The organism is Bacillota bacterium, from assembly GCA_013177945.1.
Classification (GTDB): Bacteria; Bacillota; DSM-12270; order Thermacetogeniales; family Thermacetogeniaceae; genus Ch130.
Map to the genome: position 1 here is coordinate 1 of JABLXW010000010.1, position 11,805 is coordinate 11,805.

Consider the following 11,805-nt stretch of genomic DNA (forward strand, 5'->3'; position numbering starts at 1 on the left):
GTTCTTCCTTCGGCTTCCTTCAGATCCCGCCGTTACCGGCGACACCCTTGCCTACGGATTGTCTTCCCGCTGGTTAGGCGACAGGGTTTCTTTCAACCCATCGGCTCAGCAGACATGTTGGGCGAACAAAAAGGCCCGCCCCAAAGGAGTACAGGGGCGGGCTCTTTGGCTTGCTTTCCTCCGCGGAGCCAGGCTTTGTGCCTCTTTCGGAGATTTGCCCGGGCGCGTGTTATTTGTCCGGGATGGTCTCTCCTCCGGCTTCCCCGGGACCCGGTTCCGTGGATGCTCTGCGGAGGTCTTTTACCGCCCTCCCGAGAGATTTTACGGCCTCCGGCAGCCTGCCGGGCCCGAAGATGATCAGCACGATCGCAAGAATCGCCACAATCTCCCACGGCCCGATGCTCGGCAGCAAACCAAACACGTCTCATCCACCTCCTGCGTTAAACTTTTAATTCGTCCCTCAGGGCCTGATTCCTGCTTTCAGCCGCTTTTTCCGCGCTTTCGAGGTGCCGAGGCATCTCCCCTTTGCCCTGCCCGTTTTGGCTTCCGCCTGCCTTCAGGAGGCGCGCGGCAGGAAGGCCTGCCTGCTTGCGCGTCGAAAAAAAGGTCCTGGAACCGGTGACAAGTCGGGGGAGGCGCCTGTTACTCCATTTCTTTAACGAAACCGATGGCGACGAGGACCTCGTAGAGCTTCAGGGCGACGAAGAGGTTGGCGCGGTCCTCGATCTGGTCCAGTGCTACTCCCGTCAGTTCCTCGACCTTTTTCAGGCGGTACCTCAAGGTGTTGATGTGCACGTACATCCGCCGCGCCGCCTCCCTGGCGTCGAGGTTGGCGTCGAAGAAGCACCGCAGGGTCGGCAGGAGTTCTTTGTGGTGCTGCCTGTCGTAGGCCAATAATTTCCCGAGGTACTTCTCGTAGAAGTGCTTTAGCACGCTTGCTTCCTGCTGGCAGATCAGGGTGAAGACTCCGAGGTCTGAAAAGTGCTTGACGAAGTTTTTCCTGCCGGTGAACCTGGCGAAATTGAGGGCGATAAGGGCCTCCTGGTAGCTCCGGTGGAGTTCCGGCAAGGGGTACTTCTGGCCGATGCCGAAGGAGACAGGGATGTTGAACTTGGCCTTGATGTCCCTCTGGTGGCGCGTGATGTTGCTGAGGTGTTTGTCCCAGGTATAGTCGACCTCTAGCGTTTTCTCGTGGTAGTGGGTAGGGCAGATGAAGAGAAGTATTTCTTGTCCCAGACGGTGCAGATGATGTCCAGGTTGTTGAAGCGCAGCCACTCTTTTGTGTGGGTGTGGAGGATGCTCATCTCCCGGTCGGTGAGGCTTCTTTCCGGCTCCATGACGCAGACGTAGTAAAGCCTGTTAAGGTCGAGGCAGAAGTTGGTCTGCCTGATGATCTCCTTGATGTTGATGTTGCGGACAAGCAGATCTGCGATCAGCTTGTGGATGTGGAGGTTTTCCGCGCTTTCCGCCGCGTGAGCCTGGGCGAAAAACGTCTTTACTGCCAGGGATGCCTCTTCCAGGGGTTCTGCGAAGTTGTCATGCTCCCCCGGTCCTACGTCCTCGACGATAACATAGCCATCCTTCCCGCCGTGCCCTGTGCGGCAGAAGAGCCTCCTTGTACGGGGGTCGTAGAAGAAGCGGTCGTCATTTTCTGTGCAGGGCAGGGAAAGGTAGTGGTCGTCCGGGGAGGCGCCTGCATCCCCCCCGGTGCGGGCATAGATCCTCCCCCTGTAGTCGGCGATGGTGATGCACCTTCCGGTGGCTTCGTGGAGATAGGTGAGGACTTCTCGCAGTTCCTTCCCTTCGAGGACCGACTCCACGAGGATGTCCTTCATCCTCTTTTGGCCGTCTGTCACTGGAAGATTCCCCCTTCGTGCACCGGGTCTCCCTCGTTCTTTCGCCTCGGAAGAAAGCAGGAGAGGCGATTGTTGTCGAATTTTGTCCCTAATAACAGGATACCACTTTTCTATTTGTCCTGCAAAACAAAGGAATTCGCACCTTTAGGAACAAACATTATAAACGCAAAAACACTGCGAAAACGGAGGGAGAAGCTTGATGGAAGCTCATAATACAGAAACGAACGGAGTGCATAAAAAAGCTTTCTCTAGGCCGAAGGTCCTGCTCGGGGTGCTCGCCGCCCTGGTGGTTGTCGGCGCCGCCGCCGGAGGCGTCCTCCTTCAGGCCAGCAAAAAGCCCTCTTTCTGCGCAAGCTGCCACATCATCAAGCCTTACTACCAGTCCTGGAAGGAGGGCTCACTCCTTGCCGCCAGGCACGCGGGGGCAGGTGTGGCGTGCCTCGACTGCCACCACAAGACGAACACGGAAAAGCTCAAAGAGGGGATCCGCTACCTCACCGGGAGCTACGAAAAACCTCCTCAAAGAGCTTAATTTCTCTCGGGAGGAGTGCCTCGCCTGCCACGAGGACGACTGGGAGGATGCTGTTGCCGCCACCAGCTTCGATTCCGCGAACCCCCACGATTCTCACCTGGCGGACCTCAGGTGCACCCTCTGCCACAAGATGCACCGCCAGTCGGAGGTCTACTGCGCCCAGTGCCACACCTTCGACTGGTTCGAGAAGCTTGACGAGAGCTGGAAGATCGAGTCTGCCGGAAGCTGAATCCGGGGTTGACTCCCAAGGGGAAACTCTTAGAGTGATACCCTTTCAAAGAGGGTTTAAAAGACACCCTTTCAAAGGAGGTTTAAAAGAATGGCGGAGAGGAAAATCGGACGGCGGGACTTCTTGAAGGGCATGGCGGCCACGGGCCTCGCGGTTGCCGGGGCGGCCGCCCTCGCGGGCTGCGGCAAGGGGCCGTCCGCAGAAGCGGTCAGGTGGAACGAGGAGGCCGATGTGGTGGTGGTCGGCTCCGGGTTCGCGGGCCTTGCAGCAGCAATTGAGGCGAAAAACGCCGGGGCGACCGTAAAGGTAATCGAAAAGATGCCGGCGCCCGGCGGCAACTCGATCATCAACGGCGGGGACTTTGCGGCCCCGGGAACAAAGATGCAGGAAGAGCAGGGCATCAAGGACTCGCCCGAACTCATGGTTCAGGATATGCTGAAGGCGGGGCTTTACCTGAACCACGTGGAGAAGGCGCGCATCGTTGCCGAGCAGGCCAGAGATGCTCTCGAGTGGACGATTGAATATCTGGGTGCCCGGTTCGCCAGGCTCACCTACCACGGCGGCCATTCAGTGCCCAGGACGCACCAGACGATCAACGCCTCGGGCTCCGAAGTCGTCAAGAAGATGCTGGCAAAGCTAAAGGAACTGGGCGTCACCGTGGAGACAGACAGGAAGCTCGTCCGCTTCATCCAGAACAAAGAAGGCAGAATAGTCGGAATCGAAGTGCGCCACGGCTACAAGTTCGGCGACGAGAACAGCGGCGCCCCTGTCTTCATCAAGGCCAGGAAGGCGGTGGTGCTTGCCTCCGGCGGCTTCTCCCGCGACATCAAGATGCGCACGATTCACGACCCGCGCCTCACCGAGGAGTTCGAGAGCACGAACCAGCCCGGGGCCACGGGCGAGGCGCTGCGGGAGGCGCTCAAGATCGGTGCCATGGACGTCCACCTCGACTGGATCCAGCTCGGCCCCTGGGCGAGCCCGGACGAGAAGGGGTTCGGCTATGTACCCCTGTTCTCGGAGCGCGTCATCGGCCACGGCCCGATCATCAACCCCAAGACCGGGAAGCGCTTCGTTAACGAGACCGGGAACCGCAAGGAACGCGCTGACGCCATCATCCTCGTCGGGGTGCCGGTGATCCACGTTGCCGACTCCTACGCGGTGCAGAAGCAGGTGGTGCCCGAAACCCTTGAAGCCGGCCTGAAAAACGGTGCCATTAAGCAGTTCAACACCCTGGAGGAAGTGGCGAAACACTACAACATCCCGCTCGAACCCTTCCTGAAGGAGATCGCCCGCTGGAACTCCTTCGTAGAGAAGGGCAAGGACGAGGACTTCAACTGCATGATCGGCAAGGGGGCCAGGCCCATGGGCGCCCCGCCCTTCTACGCCGTCAGGCTCTGGCCGAAGGTCCACCACTGCATGGGCGGGCTGGTAATAAACACGAACGCCCAGGTCATCAACCAGGACTTCAAGCCCATCAAGGGGCTGTACGCCGCCGGAGAGGTCACCGGAGGGACGCACGGAGCGGTCCGCCTGGGAGGCGTGGCGATGGCCGACTGCATCGTCTTCGGCCGCATTGCGGGGAAGGCGGCTGCCAAGGAGGAAGCGTGGAGCTGAGGCGGCCTCCGAGACCTGCGGAAGACGCTTTGCTTCAGAGGGAGCCGGGGCAGGGGGTGCGGACCATGCTCCGGCTTTCCTGTGATTTTTTGGCCTCGCTCCGGCTCGGCCTCTCCCTCATGGTCCTCCTCGGTGTGGCAGCGGCACTGGGGAGTGCCGTGCGGGAAGATTTCTACCGCTCCCCGTGGTTCGCGTTCATCCTCGCGGCCCTTTTCGGAAACCTTTTTTTGTGCACCTGCAGGCGGGCGTGCTCCTTCTTTCGGACGCGCTCCTTCGGCCCGAGGCAGGTCGGGGTCCTTGTCTTCCACGCCGGCCTGCTCCTCGTCATTGCGGGCGGCTTTGTTACCGTCACCCGGGGGGAGAAAGGTCTTGTCTCCCTCGCGGAAGGGGAGGCGGCAGCTCTAGAGGGGGTAGTCGCAGCGGGCCGCGGGCTTTCGCTGCGGCTCGAGGACTTTGCCGTCTCCTACTACTCAGACGGCTCCCCCGCCCAGTTCACCTCCCGGGTGGCCGTGGGCAACGGGAAAAGGACCCTTGTCAGGGCAGACATCTCCGTCAACCATCCCCTTTCCTGCCGCGGAGTCAAGGTCTACCAGTACAGCTACCGCTGGCTGGCGGAGCTGGAGGTGAAAGAAGGAGGAAGAGTGCGGAAGCTGGAGGCGGCAGAAGGGGAGGTCGTGCCCGTGGAGGGCACTGCCTTGCGCCTCAAGGTTTACCGCTACCTCCCTAACTTCCGCCCGGAGTGGGGCATGGAGTCGAAGGGGCTGCGGCCCGACAACCCCCGCTTCATCTTCTCCGTGTACCGGGGGGAGGAGCGCCTCGGGGTGGGAATGGCGAAGCCGGGAGAACAGGTTGCCCTGGGCGCGGGAGCCGCGGTGGCCTTCACCGGGGTGCGACCGGTCTCTGTTTTCCTCGTGAAGACCGACCCCGGGCAGCCGCTCGTCCTCGCCGGGGGGCTGGCGCTCACCGCGGGCGCCCTCCTGCTCCTGGGCTGCGCCTTTGCAGGAGAACGAAAACCTCGCGGAGACAAGGAGGGATCCGGTATTGAAGCTGCTGTTTGACGTTCTCGCGGCTCTGGCTTTCGCGGCCTACCTCGCGGCCGCGGCCGCCTCTTTCTGGCCCCGGGGTACTGCGGGCGAGAGGCGGGGGAGGCTTGCCCCCGGGCTCGCTGCCGCCGGCTTCGCGGCCCACACAATTGCCCTTGGGGTGCGCATCGGGATGAGCGGCCGCCTCCCGGTCGCCAACAGCTACGAGTTCCTTCTTACCCTCGCCTGGGCCACGGCAGGTGTCTTCCTGATCCTCCCTTCCCGGGTGAAGGCGGCAGCTCCCGGGGGGCCGGTCCTGCTCCTCGCGGCGCTGTTCCTCGGGGTGGCCGTTTTCCTCCTCCCCGGCCCCCAGAAAACCGTGCTTCCCCTGCCCCCGGCGCTCAAGAGCGGGTGGCTCGCCGTCCACGTCCTGACGGCGGTCCTGGCCTACGCGGCGTTTGCGGCCGGGGCCGGGGTTGCCGCCGTCTGCCTCTTCAGGAAAGATGAGGACGCCAGCAGGAGTCTCGAGGAGGTCATCTCCAGGGTCACCTTCTTCGGCTTTGCCATGCTCTCGCTCACCATCGTCTGCGGCGCCGTCTGGGCGGAGCAGGCCTGGGGCTCCTACTGGAGTTGGGACCCGAAGGAAACGTGGTCGCTCCTCACCTGGATCGTGTACGCCCTCTACCTCCACCTCCGGAAGAAGCGCCAGTGGAGGGGAAAGACTTCGGCCGCGATGGTTTTGTTGGGCTTTCTCCTGGTCATGTTTACTTTCTTTGGAGTGAATTACTTCATGAGGGGTCTGCACAGCTATCTTTAAGGCCGTAAGCAGCGTACCGGTGCCTGGCTCCCTTGAACATTTGCGCTGCAAGCCTCCCCCTTTGGGATAAAACACCTTCGAGAAAATTCAAAAGTCTTCCGGACCCCCACTTCTACCCCAAAAAACTGAATGAAAGGATGGCCTGATGGTTGGGGCTGCTGGAGCCGCTCCAGCAGGGAAAGTCCAGGTCCGGTGCCATGGGTTTTTATCTCTGCGATAGCAGCAGGGAAACACCCGCCTGTGGCGAAGAGCAGTAGAGAAACAAAGGTGGAGATGCCTCAAGAGACAGGGGGGTCGAGGCAATGCCGAGGAAGGCTGGGGGCGCCCTGAGAAGAACTTCGCCCGGCTTCCTGGTGTTGGTTTGCTTTCTCCTTCTCCTGCGCCCCGCGGGCTGTGGCGGGCTGCCGGAAAAAACCGCCCCGGCGCCTCCGCCGGGGCAGAGCTCTCCTCTCCAGAAGCAGGCCGCGTCCGATGACACCGCGCCTCCCGACCTCATCCCCGCCACCGTCGCGGAGGTCATCGATGGTGATACTGTGCGGGTGCGCCTTCCGGGGCGGCGCACCCAAAAGGTGCGCTTCATCGGGGTGGACACCCCGGAAACCCGCCACCCCAAAACAGGGGAGGAGCCTTACGGCCGCGCCGCCGCGGCCTTCACAAAAAAGAGCCTTTTGGGGCGCCGCGTGTGGCTCGAGCGCGACGTCCAGGAGCGCGACCGTTACGGCAGGCTTCTCGCCTACGTCTGGCTCGAGCCGCCCACGGGTGCTTCCGCGTCTGAAGTCCGGGAAAAGATGTTCAACGCCCGGCTGCTCCTGGAGGGGTACGCCCAGGTGCTGACCGTGCCGCCGAACGTGAGGTACGCCGACCTTTTCGTGAAATTCCAGCGCGAGGCCAGGGAAGCGAAAAAAGGGCTCTGGGGCGGGAGACACCTGCACTCCTGAGTGCCGGGCTCCACCGGAGGCTCATGGCGAACACTAAAAAAGAGGTGCACCCTTGCTTCTTTCCGGGTAGGCTTCTATATCTTCTATTCCCGGAAACTAAGCCTGTGGCGGAAACCACCCTCTTTGAAGTCCTTGGTTTTCAGGCACGTGGCGGATCTCTTAGGCGGAACGGGCTAAAAAAGTGGGGATAGCTCAGGCGGCGTGCGTGTTGACCCGGAGAGGTGAAGCTGATATAATATTATGAAATGTTTTTTAGAAAAAACATGAGCAGAATTTTTCAATAAAAAGAAGGTGATCATTCAGATGGCAACCAAACAGGCGCTTGCCGAAATCAGGCAGGATCTTGAAAATTTTGTGGGCACCCGGGTCAGGCTCAGGTCCTATAAGGGACGGAACAAGGTGGTGGAGCGGGAAGGGGTTCTGGAACGCACCTACCCCAACATCTTTGTGATCAAGCTGGATGAAAAAAGATCCCAGCGGCGCATTTCCTTCAGTTACACAGATGTCTTGACGGAGAGTGTGGAGTTGACCGTCTGCCGTGAGGGTGGTGACGTGAAGATCACAGCCGCCCGGGGCTGAGGAAGAGCCTCCGAAAAGATGCCCTTCGGAAAGTCCGGAGGGCTTTCTTCTTTCAACAGGTAGTTAACGGAAAGCACTGTCAGGATCCGCCCATTTCCTGCACAGCGTTCCCGTCAACGAGGAGATTGTAATGCAGGCGATGGTCAAGGGTCTGGTGCTGCCCTGTCACCAAAGCGGGCCTGGTTCTCTTGAACCTGTTTTTTGTTTAAGAGATCGTGACAATTACTGGGGAGAAGGAAAGGGGCCGGTTCTCTGCGCGGAGCCTGGCCAACGAAAAAGCGTCCCTGCAGGACGCTTGAAAGAAACCTTTTATTTATTTTAAAAACTGAACGAGGACAGCTGCCATTACCTGCTGAAATTCAGGAGTTTTGAGCAGATTGACAAAGATCGCCGGACTTGGCACGAGGCTGATTTGCTGGGCGGGAATTCCTTCGGCAGAGGCCTGTTTCTGCAGGGCGGCCCGCGCCAGTTCAACAACCTGCTCCAGAGCCCCCGCTGCCTCCCGGATGTACTCGGCCCAACTGCTGATATTCCCGAGCACCGCCGTTACATTCCCGTTGACCAGGGACTCCCGAAATATCTCTTTGCCCCGCCTGACCTGAACTTCCGGTGCTGCCCCCTTCTCAACTTCGGGCGCATATTTCCTTTCTCCGGACCGGATATTCTCCTCCAAGCCCAATCCCCCCTTCCCTTAACTCATCCGGACACCTACTATTATATTCCCGCTCTTTGGAATTGGTTTTACTCCCCTCCGGCCTTTAATAGGAAGAACGCGGAAGGCCGAGGCGAAACTTGCCCCGGGTCTGAACCCCCCCGATCCCTTTTGGCCCCGTTACCGCGTGCTCTAAAATTTCCGGCAAGAATAACTTCTCGTAGATAGAAGTGAAGGCGATTTTTTCGGCAATGAACACAGGATCGAGAACGTGGATCATCACCCGTTCGGGGGCGCTGGCAAAGTTGGCTCCCGCCTCGATCAGCGCCTCGTAGTACGACTGGCACCCCCCGGCGATGATCACCAGATCGTCCCGGCCCGGTTCGTACTCCCGCGCCCGCCGGACCGCTTCGCAAAAATAGCGGGAGTGCCGGTAGTTCTCCATGTTCCGGTAATCCCGCTTTCCTTTTAAAAAGCCGTCGTGGCCGGTCAAGACAAGAATATCGGGGCGCTCCTCCCGCAGGTAGCGATAGACGAGGGCCGGCTGCTCTCGCTCAGGCACATGGATAACGCGGCATGGAACATCCAGCTGAAGATAGGTATGGAGGCAGAGCTCGCGGTACTCGCGGTCGCCGTCTAAATGAAGCACCCGGCCCGGTAACTCAAAAAAATTCAAGCCCGCCTCCTTTTTGCCGTTCCGGAGGATGGTTGCCTGCCTCAGTTGGGATTGGCGGGCCCGCGCCTGGCGGATGAATTCACCCTGCTTTCTGACAAATTCCCGACGGTGCAGAGTGACTTCGCTGATGCTCCTTTTCTCTAAATCCTCCACCGGAGCGTCTGCATAAAGGCGGACGCAAAGACCCCTGAGCAGGGCCCAAACTTTTGCATCCTCCTGAAAAATCGCCTCAACCCGGAAAAAAATATCTCCTCCGTAGGACTTTCGCGTCACAACGTCTCCAACCCTCACCTCTTTCACCAGACCACTTCCTTTTTTCCAATTTCTCCCTGTCTTATCTTATGTCCGGACCGTCAAAAAAGTGCGAAATTAAAAACTCCCCCGTTTCGGGGGAGTCCGCCTCAACTAAATTCACAACCCTCCCGGAAAGAAGGGTTTTTTTCTACTTGGTGTACTTGTCTGCAACCTTGGAGGCCCCGCAGGACTCCGGCTTGATCTTGGCATCGAAACCGCTTCCCACAATCATTCCGACAATCTCTCGAATCAAATCCTTTGTTTCGCCGTTCCGCCCGATGTCCAGGTGAATCTCGAGATCAAGGTCGGTAAGCCCCTGCCGGGCAAGGCTCTGGGCCAGTTTGCTGGCAACTTCCAGGCTGAGAGCCGCTTCATAAAAGATCTTCTGGCGCAGGCTGACAATCTTTTGGTGCACCTTGCGCCGGTAAAAGTAGCGCGCCCCCTTCCCCACGCGGTGCACAACCAGGGCGGTGACAAAATGCGTTTCATCCCGAACGTGGGAATCGGTCCCGATGATGATTTTGTAAGAAAAACTGACATCCCCTGTCATATAGTCAAGGAGCTCGGCAACAACTTCATCCCAGGTCATAACACCCTTGGTTGGACTAATGAACCGCATCTTGAACCTTCCTTTCCTGCATCAGGAGCAGAGCATTGGCCAGAGCTGCAAATTCATCCAGGGAAAGGGTTTCCCCCCGGCGCTCGGGAGCAATCCGGATCTCGTTGAAAACCCTCTCTGCCTCCAGACCCGGCCTCAGAAGCCCAGCCTCCAGCAAAGCGTTCCTGACGGTTTTCCGGCGGTAGCGGAAAGCGGCCCTGACAACCTGAAAGAAGAACTCCTCGTCCCTCACCTCCACCGCCGGCTCCCGGCGGCGCCGCAGCCTGACGACCGCCGAAGCCACCTCGGGGGGCGGGAAAAAGGCGCGGGGCGAAACGGTGAATAAAAGCTCCGGCTCCGTATGATACTGCACCGCCACAGAAAGGGCCCCGTACTCCTTCCCTCCCGGCCTCGCGGTGAGGCGCTCCGCCACCTCGTGCTGGACCATAAAAACAAGGAGCCCCGTTCGGAACCCCCCTTTGAGCAGGCGCTGGATAAGCAAGCTCGCTAAATAGTAAGGGAGGTTTCCCACTACCTTGTAAGACCCTGAGAAATCAGGTGCATAATGCGCCACCAGTTCATCAAAGTCGACCCTGCGGGCATCTCCTGGAACCAGGCGCACATTTCCGTATTCCCTGAGGGTTTCCTCCAGGAGAGGAAACAAAGCCAGATCGATTTCCACCCCGATCACCAGCCCTGCCCGCCGGGCGCATGCCGCCGTGAGGATTCCCAAACCGGGGCCTATTTCCACAACCACGTCCCCGCGTTCAAGTCCGGCGGCATCGGCAATCTTCTCGACAAGCCCCGGCTGCCAGAGAAAATGCTGGCCAAGCCTTTTTTTGGGCCCCAAGCGATAGCGCTTCAGCAGCGCCCGCAGGGCGGCTGGCGAGGTTGCCTGAAACATTTCTATACCTCCGGTCACATTTTTATTATACTACAAAAGAGACCGGCAGTCCAAACGAAGCCCCTGGGGGCGGCCCGCCGGGGTCAGCCGGGAGCATTCGCCTGCTCCGCAGCCCTGATCCTTCCCCTCAGGCGGCAGTAAGCGCAGGGAGGATGAGTGGTCGGGAGCCCGCACTCCGGGCAGTCCACCAGTTTTTCCTCGTGCCTTTCCCCGGCAAAGAAATGCCTGCCCTTTGCAAGAAACTCCCGGTAAAAGCGGATCTTTGTTCCCGGGGAGTGGAGTTCGATCTGGTTTATGATGTCCTTGTAAAAAAGGGAGGTTGCCCCTTTGGAATAGGAGCACGCCTCGTCAATGCAGTCAATTTTATTGAGGGCAGCGTAAGCGGCGCTCTCTTTTTCGCTGATCTCGCAGAGGGGCTTGATCTTTCTGGCAAGCCCCGGGTGCCAGGAAGGGAGGCAGGGAGACTGGCGCGCCAGGTAGCCCGTGCTCCAGCTAAGCAGATTGGAGAGGAGAGTAGCTGCCTCATCATCAAGGTTGTGGCCGGTTGCGATGGCAGGATACCCCCCTGCCAGCGCCTCCCTGTTCATCAGGTACCTTTTAACCAGCCCGCAGGTGGCGCAGGGCGTCCTCCCCTCTCTTTTTACGAGATCGGGAAGAGAATAACCGAGCTCCTTCTGCAGTTCCAGCACCGCCAGCTTCCCCCCGATTTCCCGGGCAAAATTCTCCGCCTTTTCCCGCGACCTCCGGGAGTGCTCCCCGATGCCCAAATCGATGTGAAATCCGTCTGCCGCAAACCCGAGCTTCCTTAAAACATACCAGGTATTCAGGCTGTCCTTTCCCCCGGAGACCGCCACCAGCACTTTCTCGCAGCGCCCGAGGAGCCTGTACCTCCTGAGAGCGGAAGCGACCCTTCCTTCGAAAAACTCAAGAAAATGGGGGGCGCAGAGGATGAGATTGTACTCCCTTAATTTGATAACTCCCTTTTCTCCGCACTTCCTGCACTTCATATAACCGGTTCCCTCGTCCCTTAAAATTTTTCTTTCGGGTCTCCCAGATCCAGTATACCCGGTCTCCCCGTACCGGGTCAAACCCAC

At 59.4% G+C, this 11,805-nt stretch carries 13 protein-coding genes and 1 pseudogene; 6 read left to right on the plus strand and 8 right to left on the minus strand.

Going from position 1 to position 11,805, the window contains the following annotated elements; genetic code table 11:
* Positions 1–229 precede the first annotated feature (229 nt).
* The 3 genes from HPY58_06590 to HPY58_06600 form a co-directional block, all read right to left on the minus strand.
* Positions 230–421: a twin-arginine translocase TatA/TatE family subunit gene (locus HPY58_06590; protein ID NPV29320.1), complete on the minus strand. Its 192-nt coding sequence runs from the start codon at positions 419–421 to the stop codon at positions 230–232.
* 221 nt (positions 422–642) lie between these two features.
* The gene (locus HPY58_06595) at positions 643–1,275 is read right to left on the minus strand and encodes a hypothetical protein (protein NPV29321.1); all 633 of its coding nucleotides are present in this window, start codon (positions 1,273–1,275) and stop codon (positions 643–645) included.
* Complete coding sequence (locus HPY58_06600) at positions 1,179–1,856, minus strand: hypothetical protein (protein ID NPV29322.1); 678 nt, start codon at positions 1,854–1,856, stop codon at positions 1,179–1,181. The genes HPY58_06595 and HPY58_06600 overlap by 97 nt, the downstream gene beginning before the upstream one ends.
* Before the next feature lie 199 nt (positions 1,857–2,055).
* Here HPY58_06600 and HPY58_06605 point away from each other — a divergent pair.
* The 6 genes and pseudogenes from HPY58_06605 (at position 2,056) to HPY58_06630 (ending at position 7,587) form a co-directional block, all read left to right on the plus strand.
* A pseudogene (locus HPY58_06605) lies at positions 2,056–2,617 on the plus strand (cytochrome c3 family protein).
* Between the two features lie 90 nt (positions 2,618–2,707).
* Positions 2,708–4,231 (plus strand): flavocytochrome c, encoded by a 1,524-nt coding sequence (locus HPY58_06610; protein NPV29323.1) that lies wholly within the window; start codon positions 2,708–2,710, stop codon positions 4,229–4,231.
* Positions 4,222–5,289 carry a hypothetical protein gene (locus tag HPY58_06615; GenBank protein NPV29324.1) on the plus strand — a complete coding sequence of 356 codons (1,068 nt, stop codon included), beginning with the start codon at positions 4,222–4,224 and terminating at the stop codon, positions 5,287–5,289. The genes HPY58_06610 and HPY58_06615 overlap by 10 nt, the downstream gene beginning before the upstream one ends.
* The gene (gene ccsA, locus HPY58_06620; protein NPV29325.1) at positions 5,273–6,070 is read left to right on the plus strand and encodes a cytochrome c biogenesis protein CcsA; all 798 of its coding nucleotides are present in this window, start codon (positions 5,273–5,275) and stop codon (positions 6,068–6,070) included. Before HPY58_06615 ends, ccsA begins: the two co-directional genes overlap by 17 nt.
* Before the next feature lie 302 nt (positions 6,071–6,372).
* Complete coding sequence (locus tag HPY58_06625; GenBank protein NPV29326.1) at positions 6,373–7,008, plus strand: thermonuclease family protein; 636 nt, start codon at positions 6,373–6,375, stop codon at positions 7,006–7,008.
* A gap of 303 nt (positions 7,009–7,311) precedes the next feature.
* Positions 7,312–7,587 (plus strand): Veg protein, encoded by a 276-nt coding sequence (locus HPY58_06630; protein ID NPV29327.1) that lies wholly within the window; start codon positions 7,312–7,314, stop codon positions 7,585–7,587.
* Between the two features lie 313 nt (positions 7,588–7,900).
* On the opposite strand, the gene HPY58_06635 is transcribed toward HPY58_06630, so the two are convergent.
* From HPY58_06635 to HPY58_06655, 5 genes are all read right to left on the minus strand, one after another.
* Positions 7,901–8,260 carry a hypothetical protein gene (locus HPY58_06635; GenBank protein ID NPV29328.1) on the minus strand — a complete coding sequence of 120 codons (360 nt, stop codon included), beginning with the start codon at positions 8,258–8,260 and terminating at the stop codon, positions 7,901–7,903.
* Between the two features lie 85 nt (positions 8,261–8,345).
* Positions 8,346–9,215, minus strand: a complete 870-nt coding sequence (gene yabG, locus HPY58_06640; protein ID NPV29329.1) for a sporulation peptidase YabG — start codon at positions 9,213–9,215, stop codon at positions 8,346–8,348.
* A gap of 142 nt (positions 9,216–9,357) precedes the next feature.
* Entirely contained in the window at positions 9,358–9,828 is a 471-nt protein-coding gene (locus HPY58_06645) for a hypothetical protein (protein ID NPV29330.1), read from the minus strand.
* On the minus strand, positions 9,815–10,711 hold the full coding sequence (gene rsmA, locus HPY58_06650; protein NPV29331.1) for a 16S rRNA (adenine(1518)-N(6)/adenine(1519)-N(6))-dimethyltransferase RsmA: 897 nt from the start codon (positions 10,709–10,711) through the stop codon (positions 9,815–9,817). The genes HPY58_06645 and rsmA overlap by 14 nt, the downstream gene beginning before the upstream one ends.
* Before the next feature lie 83 nt (positions 10,712–10,794).
* A complete protein-coding gene (locus tag HPY58_06655) occupies positions 10,795–11,718 on the minus strand; it encodes an adenine nucleotide alpha hydrolase family protein (protein NPV29332.1) in 924 nt (307 codons plus the stop codon).
* Positions 11,719–11,805: the final 87 nt, after the last annotated feature.